This window comes from Pseudomonas tumuqii (assembly GCF_013184545.1).
GTDB lineage: Bacteria > Pseudomonadota > Gammaproteobacteria > Pseudomonadales > Pseudomonadaceae > Aquipseudomonas > Aquipseudomonas tumuqii.
This window is the reverse complement of record NZ_JAAOJA010000007.1, coordinates 84696-99780: the sequence shown is the minus strand read 5'-3', so window position 1 is coordinate 99780 and position 15085 is coordinate 84696. Positions and strand designations below refer to the sequence as shown.

Genomic DNA, 15085 nt, shown 5'->3' with positions numbered 1-15085 from the left:
TTTCACAAGCTCTCAGCCTAGCTCAATCGCTGTTCATCGGCCTGAGTGCCGGGTTTATCATGCCCGCAGCCTTCAACCGGACACAGGATGCCCGTCATGCCCCTCGCCCAACTGATCACCGCCAACGACCTGCACGCCCGCCTGGAACGCCCCGGGCTGCTGATTCTCGACTGCCGCTTCGCCCTCGATGACCCGGCCTATGGTCAACGCAGCTACGCCGAGGGGCATATCGGCGCTGCGCAGTTCGCCGATCTCGAGCGCGACCTCTCCGGCCCGGTCAGCAAGGGTGTCACCGGCCGCCACCCGCTGCCGGAACCGCAGGCACTGCTCGAGCGCCTGCGGGCCTGGGGCCTGGACGCGAGCAGCGAGGTGGTGCTGTACGACGACGGCCCCGGTGCCTTCGCCGCACGCGCCTGGTGGCTGCTGGCCTGGCTGGGCAAGCGCGAGGGCGTCTACCTGCTCGACGGCGGCCTGCAGGCCTGGCGCGCGGCCGGTTTCGCGCTGAGCCAGGCGCAGCCAAGCCCTGCCCCCGGCACCTTTGCCGGCCAGCCCGATGCCGGCCTGCTGGTCGACGCGGTTGAGCTGCAACAGCGCCTCGGCCACCCCGAACTGACCCTGCTCGACGCCCGTGCCCTGCCGCGTTTCCGCGGCGAGGTGGAACCGCTGGACCCGGTCGCCGGGCATATCCCCGGCGCCCGCTGCGCGGCGTTCACCGACAACCTGGGCAGCGACGGCCGCTTCCTGCCGGCCGCGCAACTGCGCCAGCGCTTCGCCGCGCAACTCGGCGAGCGCCCGGCCAGCGAACTGGTGGCCTACTGCGGCTCCGGGGTCACCGCCTGCCACAACCTGTTCGCCCTGTGCCTTGCCGGCTACCCGCTGGCGCCGCTGTATGCCGGCTCCTGGAGCGAGTGGATTACCGACCCGGCACGGCCTGTAGCGACGGGCGACTAGGGGCAGTCAGAGACGGCGCGACACAAAAGCAGCGGGCTGTCCTGTGCTCCGAACCGATCGCCGCCCTGACCGCCCTAAGCACCAAGCGGAATATAGGTAATAACCGAAAGCATAAAACAATTTAAAAACAGTCCATTACACGAGAAAGGTCGCACTACACTTTAAATCAAGCGGCTAAACCCGCTTCCGGTGGGGCCTTTTTCAAGAACGACCACAAGCTGCCAAGCGCCCCGGCCCCATCGGCTACTTTTCGCGAGGGCTATATGGGAATTGCAGCCTGCGAGTTGATCCAGCACGTCATACGCCCCACGCTGATCTATCTGGGACGCCACTCACCTGCTGCCGAAGTCCTGCTCCTGGGTGCCGCCGCCTGCCAGTCGGCGCTGGGTTCGGCGCTGGACGCTCAGGGCGGCCATGGCCTCTATCGCATCGCCGAACTGCGCCATCAACAGCTCTGGGACCAGTACCTGGCGCTCGATCCGGATCTGGCCAGCCAGATCCGCGGACTGGCCAGCCAGCACGCCTTTCTGGCGGCGCCGCACCTGGAACTGACGGTCAACCTGCGTTACGCCACCGCCATCGCCTGGATGCTGGTCGAGGTGGAACAGCGCGAATTGCCCGCCGCCGACGACCTGCTCGGCCTAGCCCGGGTCTGGCGCCGGGTCTTTCACCCGCAGGGTCACCCACGCGACTTCATCGAAGCCTGGCACCGCTGCATCGGCAGTTTCAGCGCGGTCGCCTGACCCGGCAGCCTGCTGGGGCGACCTTCGGCGGCGGTGGGCGGCTCGCCAGCAAGAACTAGGCGTCCCCCTGACTCCTACATCTCTGCCCCCTCCCCTCCCCTATTAGTGACCTGGCGCCTAAACCAGCCAGCACTTTGCGCTACACTCGGGCGGCGACCATAACCACAAAAAACCGCGTGAAACTGCCATGACAGCACTCTGTACTGCCTTGCCCGACCAGCTTCGCCTGTTGCTGGTGGATGACCATCGGATCTTTCTCGACGGCCTCAGCCTGGCCCTGGCGCCGCTCTGCGCGAATCTGCAGATCCAGACCGCGCAGAACGCCGCCGAAGCCGAGGCGTGTCTGCGCCAGCACGATTTCGACCTGATTCTCCTGGACTTGCGCCTGCCGGACGTAGCCGGCCTCGAACTGCTGCAGCGCTGGCAGCAGCAAGGGCGCATGACCCCGGTGGCGATCCTCAGTGCCAGCGACTCCAACCTGGATGCTCAGGCGGCGCTGGCCGCAGGTGCCCTGGGCTTTATCCCGAAAAGCGCCAACAGCGACGACCTGCGCCAGGCGGTGACCCGCGTGCTGCTCGGGGAAACCCTGCCGGCGCCGGGAGCCGGCGCAAAACCACCGCTCACGCCCCGGCAATTACAGATTCTCCTGCTGCTGGCCGACGGCTTGCCGAACAAGGCCATCAGCCGGCAACTGGGGGTTTCCGAAGACACGATAAAAACCCACCTGAAGACCCTGTTCCAGGAACTCGACGTGCACACCCGCACCGCCTGCGTCAGCGCCGCGCGCCAGCGTGGATGGCTGTAGCGCTGATGAATGGAAAAGGCCTGATCCTCACCGTCCCGTAGCCCGGATTTCATCCGGGCTACCTGGCTGTAGGAGCGGCCGGCCGGCGTTCCGCTTCTAGGCTTTTTCAGCAACCGGCAACAGCACCGCCAGAGCCTGGCGCAAACGCGCCGGCAGCAGGGGTTTGCCGAGCAGGGTGACGTGCGCGGGCAGGCAGCGCTCCTGCAACTCGGGGCTGATATCGGCGCTGATCAGCAAAGCCGGGAGCATGCGCCCGGCCTCCTCGCGTAAGCGCTCGATGGCGCGCAGCCCATCGTCGCTGGCGGCCAGACGGTAATCGCTGATCAACAACTGCGGCGCTGCCTCTGCCAGGCACTCCAGGGCCGCCTGCAGATCGGCGCAGGCCCAGACCTCGCAACCCCAGCGACGCAACAGACCGGACAACGCCTCGCGCCCGGCTTCATCGTCCTCCAGCAGCAAGACCCGCCCGCTCAACGCGGCGCCGGCCGGTTTGGCTGGCTGCCACGCCCCCACGGCGGCGCGCGGCAGGCGCAAAGCGAAGCAGGTGCCCTGACCCGGGCTGGAGTCCAGCTGCAGCGGATGCTCCAGCAGCGCGGCCAGCTGCTGGACGATGGCCAGACCGAGGCCCAGGCCGCGCTCGGCATTGCGTCCGGGGTTGTCCAGTTGGCGGAATTCCTCGAAGACCTGCGCCTGCTCTGCCGCGCTGAGACCACGACCGTCGTCGGCGACTTGCAGCAGCACGCTGCCCGCCTCCTCCCGGGCGCTTAGCGTCACGCGCCCGGCCTGGGCATGGCGCAGGGCGTTGGTGAGCAGGTTGCGCAGCACCCGCTCGAGCAGCAACGGGTCGCTGTGCACCCACAGATCCGCGCATTGCAGATCCAGCTCGACCCCCTGCAATTCGGCTTCGCGGCGGGTTTCGCCGCTCAGGCGTTCGAGCAGCGGCCGCAGGGCGAACACTTCCAACTTGGCCTGTACCCCGCCCGGCAAGGTCAGACGGGTGTAGTCCAGCAGCGATTGCAACAGACGACTGAGTTGCTCCACCGAGGTCGCCAGACGAGCGCTGACCCGACGGATGCCCGGTTCCTGGCTCTGCTCGAGCAGGTGCTGGGCGTACAGGCCCATGGCGTTCAGCGGCTGGCGCAGGTCATGGCTGGCCGCCGCGAGCAGACGCAGCTTGCGCGCGTCATCGGCTTCGGCACGCTGGCGGGCCAGGTCGAGCAGGCGCAGATTGAGCCAGGCCCCGCGCTGACCGTGCTCCTGCAGATAGGCGCCGACACTGCCGATCAGGTTGGCGAAGATCAGAAACTGGCCCTGATAGGCCAGCACGCCGTCCGGCTCGGTCAGCAACAACCCAAGCGTCAGGAACAGCAGGCAGAACCCCCAGGCCGCCACGCTCACGGCGCGGAACGAGACGCCGAGCAGCACATAGCCGAACAGCAGGATCAGGAACAGCCCGTCGTAGGGCATGGCCACGCCCTGGGCCCAGCACAGGTGGATGATCAGCGCCACGCAGGCGCCGTTCAGCGCGTATGCGCCGATGTAGGCGAGCAACACGCGGCGCGGCGGGCTCTGCGGGCGCCGGCAGTAGACGAACGAGACCAGCACCGCGAGGATGCCCAGCACCCGCAGGGGCATCACCGTCAGCCCCACCGCCAGCGGCATCAGCAACAGATCGAGGACGGTGTAGAGCAGCTGAAAGACAATCGCGGTGCTGACGATCAGCAGCAAGCGGCGGTGGATGCGCTGCACCCGGTGTTCGACGAAACCCTGCTCCAGCTCCGGGACAAAGCACAACCGCCGGTAGCCACGGCGCTGTTGCGCCAACAGCAGGCGTTCTTCCTGCTGCAGACTCATCGGTCGCCGGCCGCCTGCGCGAGCGCCAGGCTATTGAAGCTCGGCGACTTCGCGGTCCTGCTGTTTGGCGGCAATCGCATCATAGGTGTCGACTCGGTGTTGGTCGGCGGCGCCGAACAAGCGCTGGCGCAAACGCTGCTGTTCATCCTGCCGGTCCGCCGGACTCAGGCCGTTGCTGTGCAAGCTGGCCAGTTGCTCGCGATAGGCCGTGTAGCGCTGCTGCCAGTCGCGCTCGTTGCGCTGCTCGAGCAGCAGGCGCTCGACAGTCGACGGATCATAGGACAAAGCCAATGCCTGGCGCACCTGTTCCTCGCTCGCTCCCTCGCGCCACAGCCGTTCGCTTTGCGCCTGCTGTGCCTGGGCCTGGCTCTGCCGCTCCTCACTGGCGCGCATGGCGGCGGGCAATTGCTCGCGCAGACGTTGCTGGGCATCGGCTTTATCCTGCTCGCTTAAATCGTCGCGGGCGACCAGCGCCAGACTGTCGAGGGTGTAACGCGCGTAGGCCTCCTCGGCGCCGAACAAGGCCTCCACCGCGCCCGGCGCAAAGTGGCTGCGGCGCAGCTGGGCCAGCCTGTCGAAGGCCTGCTGCAACGCCACTAACTGCGCTTGCGGCTGGGCTTGCTGGTCGGTGCTCAACGGTTGCTGCAGCAGCGCCAGGCTGGCGCGTTTGTACTCCAGATAATCGCCAAGCAGGCCGATCAACTGGCCCAGCGCCGGCTCCTGCAAGCGTCCGCCGGCATCCGCCAGCAAGGCCTCGACCGAGGCATCGAGCCCGGCCTGATCGACAGCGCTGAGGAAGTAATCGAAATAGTCGCGCAGCGCCAGGTCGAGCTGCAGATTGCCGGCGCTGTCGGTCTTCAGTGCGCCGTCGACCTCGGTACCGCGCAGGCCCGGCAGCAACGCCGGCGGCGCGGCCGGTTCGACAGTCGTCGGCGCCGGCTGACGCAGCGCGGGGCTGGCACTGGCTACGGCGACAGATGGAACCGGGCGGGCCGAATCGACCGGGACCACGACGGAGTCTGGCCATTGCCAGTAGAGGATCACTCCGGCAGTGGTGAGACCGAGCACAGTCAGCAGGGCCAGGGAACGGATCGGCAAGGGCATGCGATCTCCAGGGCGGGCTGTCTAGCAGCCCGCAAACGTGGCAAGGATCAGACGCCCTTGTTCTTCAGGCGGTTGGCATGCTGGCGATACAGCGAGACCGGCTCGGTCCAGCCGCGGATGCCGAACAGGTGGTTGATCGCATCGACGTGGTTCATGTGGTAGCTGTCGCCGAGCACCTGGCCCAGGTAGGCCGCACAGACCCCGACCAGACCGTCGTTCTTCTCGCTGCCGAAGGCCAGGCCGGTGATGGCCAGGAACGGGTCGACCGCGTCGAAGATGTTGGTGTAGGACGTATTGCCGGTCCAGGAGAAGTAGCGGATGTCATAACCGCGCACATTGTGCACTTCGGTGGATTTGGCGCAGTAACTGGCGTTGTTCACCCCCCACGGATGGCGGCTGTTGAGGGCCGTGGTGCCGGGCGTGGTCAGGGTTTCCAGGGCGGCCAGGGCGTCCTGCGGATTGTTGCTGCCGGACAACAGGTTGATCACCGCACCCAGGGCATTGGCAATGGTACTGGCGCCGCCTTCGATGGCGCCGCTTGGTGGGATCACCCCGCGCACCACGTCGGCGACCTTCGAGCCCTTGTTGACGCCATTGATCGAGGTCACCGAGGCCACCAGATCCGGGCGCAGGGAAGCGGCGACCCGCGCGGTCGGCGAGCCCTGGCTGTGGCCGATCAGGTTGACCTTGCCGCCATTGGCACCGGCCCAGGGCACGATCTGCCGGGCCAGTTCGGCGCCGCGCTGCTCGCTGTCGTTGAACGCGGCGACGCTGGCGACATAGACCTTGGCGCCATCGCGCTCGAGGTTCCAGGGAATGGTGTGGAAGTAATTGACCAGGCCGCCGATGGTGTCGAAGCCGGTGATGCCGTGCACCAGCACGATCGGGTACTTGGTCTGGGTGTAACCGGCCTGGGCCTCGACGGCGCCGACCAGGGCCACAGCGGCCAGGGCGGTAGTAATGACACGACGCATGGGTGCCTCCTTATTGTTCTTGTGGGCACGCCGGGAGACTGCGTCCGGCGTACCCACACTCTAAGGAAGCGCAGCCGCCCAGCCCATCGCCCAGATGGGTGAAGGGCGCGATCGCCTGCTGGACTGGCGATTCAAGGCGCCGGGGCGGCCGACTGGGTGCGACTGGAGAAGCTGGCGCTCAACACACCCCGAGGCCCAGCTGCATGAATGCCAGCCCACCCTGCCCCCAGCCCCACCAGGCCAAGGCCAGCAGCGTGGCGACCAGCATGAGCAAGGCACTGCTCAACCAATACTCGGTCTTCATGCTCCAACTCCCACACCAGCGCCTTGCAGACGCGCTACCGGCTGCTCGCGTACCGGCCAGTTCAGCGCCGCGGCAAGCAGGCTGAGGAGGATCGCGATCAGCCAGACCAGATCATAGCTGCCGGTGCGGTCGTACAGATAACCGCCCAGCCAGCCGCCGAGAAAGGCGCCGAGCTGATGAAAGAGAAAGACGATACCACCGAGCATCGACAGGTTGCGCACGCCGAACAGGGTCGCCACGATGCCGTTGGTCAACGGCACCGTGGACAGCCACAACAAGCCCATGGCGATGCCGAAGGCATAGGCGCTCCAGGTGGTCAGCGGGGCCAGGATGAAGGCGCCGATCACCACCGCCCGGGCCAGGTACAGGCCAGTCAGCAGACGCGGCTTGGACATGCGCCCGCCGAGCCAGCCGGCAGTGTAGGTGCCGAACACGTTGAACAGGCCGACCAGGGCCAATACCGTGGTGCCGACCAGTGCCGGCAGATGCTGATCGACCAGGTAAGCCGGCAGGTGCACGCCGATGAATACCACCTGGAAGCCGCAGACGAAAAAACCCAGCCCCAGCAACCAGAAGCCGGGATGCACGCAGGCCTCACGCAGCGCCCCGCGCAGGCTTTGCTCGTGGCCCAGAACCGGCGACGGCACGTCCTTGACCATCGCCGCCAGGGGCACGATCAAGGCCACCAACACGCCGAGGGCGAGCAAGGCGGCGGACCAGCCGAGCCAGCTGATCAGGCCCAGGGTGCCCGGCAGCATGGCGAACTGACCGAGCGAGCCGGCCGCCGCCGCGATGCCCATGGCCATGCTGCGCTGCTCCGCCGGCACGGCGCGGCCCACCACCCCGAGGATCACCGAGAACGAGGTGCCGGACAGGCCGATGCCGATCAACAGGCCGGCACTCAGTGACAGCGTCCAGGGCGAATCGGCCAGGCCCATGCACAACAAACCGGCGGCATACAGGATGCCGCCGACGATCACCGTACGCTGGGCGCCGAAGCGATCGGCCAAGGCGCCGGTGAACGGCTGGGTCAGGCCCCAGATCAGGTTCTGCAAGGCGATGGCAAAGGCGAACACCTCGCGCCCCCAGCCGAACTCGGCGCTCATCGGCGGCAGGAACAGGCCGAAGCCGTGGCGAATGCCCAGGGACAGCGCCAGGATCAACGAGGCCCCGAGAAGAATCCAACCACTCTTGCGCCAAACGGCAGTCATAGAACGTCCTTGCGCAGGCAGGCGCCCGCTTTATCGAGAAAATCAGTCGAGCGTTTCCAGGTCATCGAGCAACGCCAGCAAGGCGGCTTTCTGCTGCGGGCCGATGCGCCGCGCCAGTTGCTCCTGCACCTGCTGCCAAGCCGGCAAGGCCTGCTCGAGGCACGTCTTGCCCTGCGCTGTCAGAGCCACCAGCCGATTGCGCTGATCTGCACCACCGGCCAACGCCACCAGCCCCTTGCCCTCGAGAACCCGCAGGTTGCGCCCAAGCGTGCTGCGCTCCAGCCCCAGCGCGTCGGCCAGGCTGGTGATACTGGGTTGTTCGAGTCGTTGCAGGTTCTTCAGCAGCGCATATTGGGCGACATTCAGCCCGACGCCCATCAGCGCATCGTCGTATAGCTTGCTCACGCCGCGACTGGCACGGCGCAACTGAGAGCTTGTGAAAAAACTCCCGCCTACTGCGAACGCCCCCAGGCGCCCGCTGCTGGCGTTGCGCTACGCAAAAAGCAGGGTCATTTAGCTCACTAAACTCCCCTGCTTTTCACCTAGCGCGCCTTGCCGCGAACGCCTGGAGACGCTCTCGCTATGGCGCTCGATATTTTCACAACCTCTGAGTACACAGGCATTGGGTCGGCAACATGGATACAGGTATATACCCCCATCCAGCGAAACGGCAGCTACAGTTGCCTGACATTGCAGCGCTACAGATTGAGCATGGAGATTGTGAAAACTCTCAATACTGGACGTGCAATGCCAGCGCCAGCAGCACCGCGCACTCCACCAGTTCCAGCAGTGCGCCCGCGGTATCCCCGGTGGTGCCACCCAGGCGCTGCAGCATGAGCCAGCGCAAGCCGACGAAGATCAGCCCCGCCACCAGCAGCACTTGCAGCCCCGCCCAGCCGAACAGCAGGATAGCCATGCCATGGGCCGCCAACACCCAGGGCAACTGGCGGCGCGGCAGGTGTTCGGCCAGCGCCTGGCCCAGGCCACCGGCGCGCACGTAGGGCGTGCTGAGAAACAGCAGCGGCAGCGATCCGCGCGCCAGCCAGGGCGCCAGCAGCAGCAACAGGCCTGCACCGGCCTCGAGCACAGTCACCAGCGCGGCGAACTTGAGCAGCAAGACCAGCACCAGCACCACCACGGCAATCGGCCCGCTGCGTGGATCCTGCATGATCGCCAGGCTGCGCTCGCGGTCGCCGAAGCCACCGGCCCAGGCGTCGGCGCTATCGGCCAGGCCATCCAGATGCAGGCCCCCGGTGATGGCGACCCAGACGGTCAGTAGCAGCACCGCCTGCAACAGCGACGGGGTAGCACCCAGCAGCAGGTGTAGCCCGAGCAGCAACCCACCGACCAGCAGCCCCACCAGCGGGTACCACAGCAGCGAACGACCGACCTGTTCGGGCGCCGGCATCGCGGTCAGGCGCACCGGCAGGCGGGTGAGAAATTGCAGGGCGATCAACCACGTGCTCATGGCAGTTCCTGCAGACGGCCAAAGCGGTCCAGCTGCAGGCGAAAGCGCTGGGCATGCAGCACATCGACCTGCAGCAGGTCCGCCGGCGGCAAGCCACGGGCGCCGGCCAGCAGCAGGCGCATGACCCCGCCGTGGGTGATCAGCAGCAGACGCTCGCCGGCATGCCGCGCCTGCAAGCGCTGCAGCGCGCCCAGCACCCGCGCCTCGAATGCCAGCAGCGGCTCGCCCCCGGGCGGGGTGAAGGCGTAGGGATCGGTCCAGAATCGGCCGAGGGCATCGGCGTCGGTCTGCATTAATTCGGCGGCGCTGCGGCCTTCCCAGGCGCCAAAATGCAGCTCCTGCAGATCGGTTTCCAGGCTCAGCGGCAGGCCGCGCTGCTCGGCCAGTTCCGCGGCGAAACGCGCGCAGCGCTGCAAGGGCGAGCTGACCAGTCGATCCCAGGGTCCGGCACCGACCACCGCCGCGCGCAACTGCGCCCAGCCCGCAGCGGTCAACGCATCGTCGAGGCTGCCGCGCAGGCCGCCGCCCTGTTCGGTTTCGCCGTGGCGCAATAACTCCAGATAAACCGTCATGCCGGCGATTCAGACACCGCCGCCTCGGCGAACGTGGCCATCTCGTTGTGCAGGCTGCAGGCCAGTTGCAACAGAGGTACCGCCAGGGCCGCGCCGCTACCCTCACCCAGGCGCAGGCCGAGATCGAGCAAGGGCTCGCCGTGCAACTCCTTGAGCAGGCGTTTATGGCCCGGCTCGGCACCGCAGTGGGCGAACAGCAGCCAGTCGCGGCAATCCGGGTTCAGGCGCACCGCCAGGAGTGCGGCAACGCTGCAGATAAATCCGTCCACCAGCACCGCGATGCCCTGCTGCGCGCAGGCCAGGTAGGCGCCGGTCAGCGCCGCTATCTCGAAGCCGCCCAGACGTTGCAGCGCCTCGATGGGTTCGCCGATCGCCGGGCGGTGCAATTCCAGCGCCTGCTCGATAACCTCGGCCTTGTGCGCCACCCCGGCGCTATCCAGGCCGGTGCCGGGACCGACCAGGTCGACCGCGGCGCAGTCCAGCAGCAGGCAGGCCAGGGCCGTGGCCGCGGTGGTGTTGCCGATGCCCATCTCGCCGCCGATAAACAGCTGGCTGTGCGCCTCGTGGGCACGCAAGGCGCTGGCCTGGCCGGCGTCCAGGGCAAGCAGCAGTTGGGCGGTGCTCATCGCCGGCCCGTGCAGGAAATTCTCCGTGCCCGTGCCTATATGCAGGTGGCGCACACCGCGCAACGGCTCCAGCGGCGTGGCGGTGCCCAGGTCGATCACTTCCAGGGTCGCGCCCAGTTGCCGCGCCAATACGCTGATGGCCGCGCCGCCGGCAACGAAGTTGCGCAGCATCTGCCCGGTGACTTCCTGGGGAAAGGCCGAGATCCCTTCGGCGACCACGCCATGGTCGCCGGCGAAGATGGCGATCGAAATGCGCTCGACGCTCGGGCGTTGATTGCCCTGCAGCGCCGCCAGCTGAATCGCCAACTGCTCCAGCTGGCCAAGAGAACCGGCCGGTTTGGTCAGTTGCTGTTGACGGGCCTGGGCCTTGTTGCGCACCAGCATATCCGGGGCCTGACAGCCCTGTTGCCACCATTGCTCGCTCATAGCGCCTCTCCTTTCAGAACCATCGGCAAACCCGCCACGGTAAACACCACGCGCTGACAGCACTCGGCCAGGGCCTGATGCAGCCAGCCGGCTTCATCGACAAAACGCCGGCTCAGTTCGCCCATTGGTACCACACCCAGCCCGGTTTCATTGCTGACCAGAATGATCCGCCCCGGCAATCGATCCAGGCAGTCGAGCAATGCATCGCGCTCGGCTGCCAGGCGTGCCTGGTCATCCAGCATCAGCAGGTTGCTCAGCCACAGGGTCAGGCAGTCGACCAGCAGGCAGCGGCCTGGCTCAGCCAACTCAAGCAGCACCCGGGCCAGCGCCAGAGGTTCCTCGACCAGCGCCCAACTCGCGGGACGGCGCTGGCGGTGCTGCTCGATGCGCGCACTCATCTCGCCATCCAGCGCCTGGCTGGTGGCGATATAGCTCACCGCCAAGCCCGATTCGCTCGCCAGTTTCTCGGCCAGGCGACTCTTGCCGGAACGGGCGCCGCCCAAAATCAGTTCAAGCATATTTCGACTCTTCCAGGGTTCGGACCAACGTAGGGTGGATCACGCTCCACCGATCCACCATTCCGGTAACAGCGCCACCAAGGTGGATGTAAAAAGCGACATCCACCCTACAGACCGCACAGCTCACGTAATTTCTGCGTATCCAGATGCGCCTCGACCAGATCGGCCAGGCGCTCGATATCGCGTTCGCGCAGGGCGTGGTAGTCGACCGTCTGCACCTCGCACAGCCCGGCCCAGCGCAGCACTGCGCTGCACGCCGCGCTCGACTCGAACAGGCCGTGCAGGTAGCTGCCGAGCACCTGGCCGTCGGCGCTGAATGCACCATCGCAGCGACCATCATCGAGGCGCACTGCGACCGCTTCCAGACCGACACCGCTGCTGACCCCGGCGTGGATCTCGTAGCCGGATACCGGCGCGTTCTCCAGGCACAGGCGCCCGCTGACGTTGCGCAGCTGTTTATCGGGCTCCAGCACGGTGGCGAAATCCAGCAGGCCGAGACCCTGGCTGCTGCCGGCGGAGCCTTCCAGGCCGAGCGGATCGTTGATCTGCCGGCCGAGCATCTGCAGGCCGCCGCAGATGCCGAGCAGCTTGCCGGCATAACGCAGGTGCTTGTCGATGGCCAGGTCCCAGCCCTGCTCGCGAAGGAAGGCCAGGTCGGCGCGCACGCTCTTCGAGCCGGGCAGGATGATCAGGTCGGCAGCCGGGATCGGTTGGCCGGGGCCGACGAACGTCAGCTCGACCTGCGGGTGCAGGCGCAGCGGATCGAAGTCGGTGTGATTGCTGATGCGCGGCAGCACCGGCACAGCCACCCTGAGCGTCTCGGCCGCCTTGACGGTCTGCCGGGTGTCGATGGCGTCCTCGGCTTCCAGGTGGAAGTCCATCAGGTACGGCAGCACGCCGAGCACCGGTTTGCCGGTGCGTTGCTCCAGCCAGTCCAGGCCCGGCTGCAACAGGGCGATGTCGCCGCGAAAACGGTTGATCACGAAACCCTGGATCCGCGCCTGCTCGCTCTCGGAGAGCAACGCCAGGGTGCCGATCAGGTGGGCGAACACCCCGCCCTTGTCGATGTCGGCGATCAGGATCACCGGGCAATCCACCGCTTCGGCAAAGCCCATGTTGGCGATATCGCCGACGCGCAGGTTGATCTCCGCCGGCGAGCCGGCACCCTCGACCATCACCACCGGATAGGCGGCGGACAGGCGCTGGTGCGATTCCAGCACCGCCTGCATCGCCACCTTCTTGTAGTCGTGATAGGCCACGGCATCCATGCTGGTCAGGGCGCGGCCATGGATGATCACCTGGGCGCCGATGTCGCTGTTGGGCTTGAGCAGCACCGGGTTCATGTCGGTATGCGGCGCCAGCCCGGCGGCCTGGGCCTGCACCGCCTGGGCACGACCGATCTCACCGCCATCAAAGGTCACCGCGCTGTTGAGCGCCATGTTCTGCGGCTTGAACGGCACCACGGCGACGCCCTGGCGCTTGAGCCAGCGACACAACGCGGTCACCAGGGTGCTCTTGCCGGCGTCCGAGGTCGTACCTTGAACCATTAGGGTGGTCATTCAATCCCCTTATCTGTGGAAGCGGATCTATCCGCGCTTGATCGTGCAATGCCGCCCCCCTGATCGCGAATAAATTCGCTCCTACACGCGCGCAGCGCCTGCGCCAGGCGCTGCCAGCCCAGCTCGTCCGGCGGCAGGCCGAAACGCAGGCTGCACGGGCGGTCAAACAGGCGGGTGAGGATGCCGTTGCCGGCGAGAAATTCATGCAGTCGCGGCGCTTGCGCAGTAACCAGCCACTGGAACAGTGCACAGCCACCGGTCGGCGCCAACCCATTGCCGCAGAGCAACGCCGCCAAACGCTCGCTGTCGACACGCAAGCGCTGGCGCTGCAACTGCTGGCCGGCGCGATCCTGCAACAGCGCCGTGGCCACCGCCCGGCTCGGCCCGCTGACCGCCCAGGGCCCGAGCAACTCGGCCAACCGCTCGAGCAGCGCAGGCGGCGCCAGGACGAAACCCAGGCGAATGCCGGCCATGCCGAAGAACTTGCCGAACGAGCGCAACAGGATCAGCCCCGGCCGCTCGCTATGGGCCGCCAGGCTGTGCTGCGGGGTGCTGTCGATAAAGGCCTCGTCGACCACCAGCCAGCCGCCGCGCTCGGCCAGGCGCGCATGCCAGGCGAGCAGTTGCTCGGGCGCGAAACGCCGGCCGGTGGGATTGTTCGGGTTGATCAGCAGCAGCACGTCGAGGCGTTCCAGCGCGCGATTGACCCCGGCCTCGCTGAGTTCCAGCAAGCGATGGCCTTCGCGTTTCCAGGCCGCGGCATGCTCGGCATAGGCCGGCGAGACGATGCCGACCCGGGCATTGCGCCACAACCGCGGCAGTGCCTGGATCGCCGCCTGCGAGCCGGCCACCGGCAGCAGGCTGGCCACCCCGTAGTAGTCGCGGGCGGCGCTCTCCAGGCCGTCATTTGCCTCAGGCAGACGCGTCCAGGCCGTGGCCGGAATCTGCGGCAGCGTCCAACCATAGGGCGCGATGCCGGTGGACAGGTCCAGCCACTCGGCCAGGGGGATGCCGAAGCGCAACGACGCCGCGCGCAGGCCGCCGCCATGGTCAAGCCCGCCCTGCTTAAACACGGTACAGTCCCCAGAGCAGCAACAGCGCCAGCCACAGCAGCACCCCGGCGTAGACCAGGTTGAGCGCCCGTTCGATGTCCCGCGCCCTGGGTTGCGGGCCTTGCCCCAGCGGCGGACGCTGATGCAGTTCGCCGTGGTACTCGGCCGCGCCACCCAGGCTGACGCCCAGGGCGCCGGCACCGGCGGCCATCACCGGGCCGGCGTTGGGGCTGTCCCACCGCGGCGCCTGCTGCCGCCAGCAGCGCAGTGCCAGGGCCGTCTGGCCGAGCAGCGCATAGGTCAGCGCCACCAGGCGTGCGGGCAGATAATTGAGCCCATCGTCGATCTTCGCCGCGGCCCAGCCGAAGCGCTCGAAGCGTGGGGTGCGGTAGCCCCACATGGCGTCCAGGGTATTGCTCAGGCGATACAGCACCACCCCCGGCGCACCGGCGACGAGGAACCAGAACAGCGCAGCGAATACCGCATCCGAGCCGTTTTCCAGCACCGACTCGGTGCCGGCGCGAGCGACGCCCGTGGCATCCAGCGCGGCGGTGTTGCGGCTGACCAGATAGCCGACCCGCGTGCGCGCCAGTTGCAGATCGCCCAGGCGCAGCGCCTGGGCCACCGGTTGGGCATGCTCGCCGAGGCTCTTCAAGCCGAGGGCGGCATACAGGGCGAGAATCTCCACCGCCCAGCCGAATAGCGGCACCTGCGCCAGCACGCCGACCAGCAGGGTCAGGGGCAATACCGCCAGGCACCAGGCGCCGACGCCATGGCTGCGCCAGCCGCTGCCGCCGGCGTTGCAACGCTGTTCGATGCGTTCGGCCAGGCGGCCGAAGGCCACCAGCGGATGCCAGCCTTTCGATTCGCCGAACACGGCATCCAGGGCCACGCCGGCTAGGGTAGCGAGTATCAGGC

16 protein-coding genes are annotated in these 15085 nt (G+C 67.3%); 3 read left to right on the top strand and 13 right to left on the bottom strand.

Annotated features, from left to right (window positions below; all coding sequences use genetic code 11):
* Positions 1–96: 96 nt before the first annotated feature.
* From G9C89_RS14470 to G9C89_RS14460, 3 genes are all read left to right on the top strand, one after another.
* A complete protein-coding gene (locus G9C89_RS14470) occupies positions 97–951 on the top strand; it encodes a sulfurtransferase (RefSeq protein ID WP_172149156.1) in 855 nt (284 codons plus the stop codon).
* Between the two features lie 263 nt (positions 952–1214).
* Positions 1215–1694 (top strand): hypothetical protein, encoded by a 480-nt coding sequence (locus tag G9C89_RS14465; RefSeq protein WP_172149154.1) that lies wholly within the window; start codon positions 1215–1217, stop codon positions 1692–1694.
* A 187-nt stretch (positions 1695–1881) separates the two neighbouring features.
* Positions 1882–2499 (top strand): response regulator transcription factor, encoded by a 618-nt coding sequence (locus G9C89_RS14460; protein WP_172149152.1) that lies wholly within the window; start codon positions 1882–1884, stop codon positions 2497–2499.
* A 96-nt stretch (positions 2500–2595) separates the two neighbouring features.
* On the opposite strand, the gene G9C89_RS14455 is transcribed toward G9C89_RS14460, so the two are convergent.
* The 13 genes from G9C89_RS14455 to cbiB form a co-directional block, all read right to left on the bottom strand.
* Entirely contained in the window at positions 2596–4353 is a 1758-nt protein-coding gene (locus tag G9C89_RS14455) for a hybrid sensor histidine kinase/response regulator (RefSeq protein ID WP_172149150.1), read from the bottom strand.
* A 30-nt stretch (positions 4354–4383) separates the two neighbouring features.
* Positions 4384–5457 (bottom strand): lipase secretion chaperone, encoded by a 1074-nt coding sequence (locus G9C89_RS14450; protein WP_172149148.1) that lies wholly within the window; start codon positions 5455–5457, stop codon positions 4384–4386.
* Between the two features lie 47 nt (positions 5458–5504).
* Positions 5505–6431 (bottom strand): lipase family alpha/beta hydrolase, encoded by a 927-nt coding sequence (locus tag G9C89_RS14445; RefSeq protein WP_172149146.1) that lies wholly within the window; start codon positions 6429–6431, stop codon positions 5505–5507.
* A gap of 178 nt (positions 6432–6609) precedes the next feature.
* Positions 6610–6735: a hypothetical protein gene (locus tag G9C89_RS25235; protein ID WP_256674192.1), complete on the bottom strand. Its 126-nt coding sequence runs from the start codon at positions 6733–6735 to the stop codon at positions 6610–6612.
* Positions 6732–7946, bottom strand: coding sequence for an MFS transporter (locus tag G9C89_RS14440; RefSeq protein ID WP_172149144.1), 1215 nt, complete (start codon positions 7944–7946; stop codon positions 6732–6734). The genes G9C89_RS25235 and G9C89_RS14440 overlap by 4 nt, the downstream gene beginning before the upstream one ends.
* Positions 7947–7988: 42 nt before the next feature.
* Positions 7989–8324, bottom strand: coding sequence for a MarR family winged helix-turn-helix transcriptional regulator (locus G9C89_RS14435; RefSeq protein ID WP_172149441.1), 336 nt, complete (start codon positions 8322–8324; stop codon positions 7989–7991).
* A 352-nt stretch (positions 8325–8676) separates the two neighbouring features.
* Positions 8677–9414 (bottom strand): adenosylcobinamide-GDP ribazoletransferase, encoded by a 738-nt coding sequence (locus tag G9C89_RS14430; protein ID WP_172149142.1) that lies wholly within the window; start codon positions 9412–9414, stop codon positions 8677–8679.
* Complete coding sequence (gene cobC, locus G9C89_RS14425) at positions 9411–9986, bottom strand: alpha-ribazole phosphatase family protein (protein ID WP_172149140.1); 576 nt, start codon at positions 9984–9986, stop codon at positions 9411–9413. The genes G9C89_RS14430 and cobC overlap by 4 nt, the downstream gene beginning before the upstream one ends.
* Positions 9983–11038 (bottom strand): nicotinate-nucleotide--dimethylbenzimidazole phosphoribosyltransferase, encoded by a 1056-nt coding sequence (gene cobT / locus G9C89_RS14420; protein WP_172149138.1) that lies wholly within the window; start codon positions 11036–11038, stop codon positions 9983–9985. Before cobT ends, cobC begins: the two co-directional genes overlap by 4 nt.
* Complete coding sequence (cobU, locus tag G9C89_RS14415) at positions 11035–11556, bottom strand: bifunctional adenosylcobinamide kinase/adenosylcobinamide-phosphate guanylyltransferase (RefSeq protein WP_172149136.1); 522 nt, start codon at positions 11554–11556, stop codon at positions 11035–11037. Before cobU ends, cobT begins: the two co-directional genes overlap by 4 nt.
* Positions 11557–11663: 107 nt before the next feature.
* The gene (locus tag G9C89_RS14410) at positions 11664–13115 is read right to left on the bottom strand and encodes a cobyric acid synthase (protein WP_172149134.1); all 1452 of its coding nucleotides are present in this window, start codon (positions 13113–13115) and stop codon (positions 11664–11666) included.
* Positions 13112–14188 carry a threonine-phosphate decarboxylase CobD gene (cobD, locus tag G9C89_RS14405; RefSeq protein WP_172149132.1) on the bottom strand — a complete coding sequence of 359 codons (1077 nt, stop codon included), beginning with the start codon at positions 14186–14188 and terminating at the stop codon, positions 13112–13114. The genes G9C89_RS14410 and cobD overlap by 4 nt, the downstream gene beginning before the upstream one ends.
* A complete protein-coding gene (gene cbiB / locus G9C89_RS14400) occupies positions 14181–15083 on the bottom strand; it encodes an adenosylcobinamide-phosphate synthase CbiB (protein ID WP_390623822.1) in 903 nt (300 codons plus the stop codon). The genes cobD and cbiB overlap by 8 nt, the downstream gene beginning before the upstream one ends.
* Positions 15084–15085 lie beyond the last annotated feature (2 nt).

What these genes read in the sequence shown, in the direction of transcription:
- G9C89_RS14470 (WP_172149156.1), top strand. Translation starts at nt 97, where the DNA reads ATGCCCCTCGCCCAACTGATCACCGCCAACGACCTGCACGCCCGCCTG.
- G9C89_RS14465 (WP_172149154.1), top strand. Translation starts at nt 1,215, where the DNA reads ATGGGAATTGCAGCCTGCGAGTTGATCCAGCACGTCATACGCCCCACG.
- G9C89_RS14460 (WP_172149152.1), top strand. Translation starts at nt 1,882, where the DNA reads ATGACAGCACTCTGTACTGCCTTGCCCGACCAGCTTCGCCTGTTGCTG.
- G9C89_RS14455 (WP_172149150.1), bottom strand. Translation starts at nt 4,353, where the DNA reads ATGAGTCTGCAGCAGGAAGAACGCCTGCTGTTGGCGCAACAGCGCCGT.
- G9C89_RS14450 (WP_172149148.1), bottom strand. Translation starts at nt 5,457, where the DNA reads ATGCCCTTGCCGATCCGTTCCCTGGCCCTGCTGACTGTGCTCGGTCTC.
- G9C89_RS14445 (WP_172149146.1), bottom strand. Translation starts at nt 6,431, where the DNA reads ATGCGTCGTGTCATTACTACCGCCCTGGCCGCTGTGGCCCTGGTCGGC.
- G9C89_RS25235 (WP_256674192.1), bottom strand. Translation starts at nt 6,735, where the DNA reads ATGAAGACCGAGTATTGGTTGAGCAGTGCCTTGCTCATGCTGGTCGCC.
- G9C89_RS14440 (WP_172149144.1), bottom strand. Translation starts at nt 7,946, where the DNA reads ATGACTGCCGTTTGGCGCAAGAGTGGTTGGATTCTTCTCGGGGCCTCG.
- G9C89_RS14435 (WP_172149441.1), bottom strand. Translation starts at nt 8,324, where the DNA reads ATGGGCGTCGGGCTGAATGTCGCCCAATATGCGCTGCTGAAGAACCTG.
- G9C89_RS14430 (WP_172149142.1), bottom strand. Translation starts at nt 9,414, where the DNA reads ATGAGCACGTGGTTGATCGCCCTGCAATTTCTCACCCGCCTGCCGGTG.
- cobC (WP_172149140.1), bottom strand. Translation starts at nt 9,986, where the DNA reads ATGACGGTTTATCTGGAGTTATTGCGCCACGGCGAAACCGAACAGGGC.
- cobT (WP_172149138.1), bottom strand. Translation starts at nt 11,038, where the DNA reads ATGAGCGAGCAATGGTGGCAACAGGGCTGTCAGGCCCCGGATATGCTG.
- cobU (WP_172149136.1), bottom strand. Translation starts at nt 11,556, where the DNA reads ATGCTTGAACTGATTTTGGGCGGCGCCCGTTCCGGCAAGAGTCGCCTG.
- G9C89_RS14410 (WP_172149134.1), bottom strand. Translation starts at nt 13,115, where the DNA reads ATGACCACCCTAATGGTTCAAGGTACGACCTCGGACGCCGGCAAGAGC.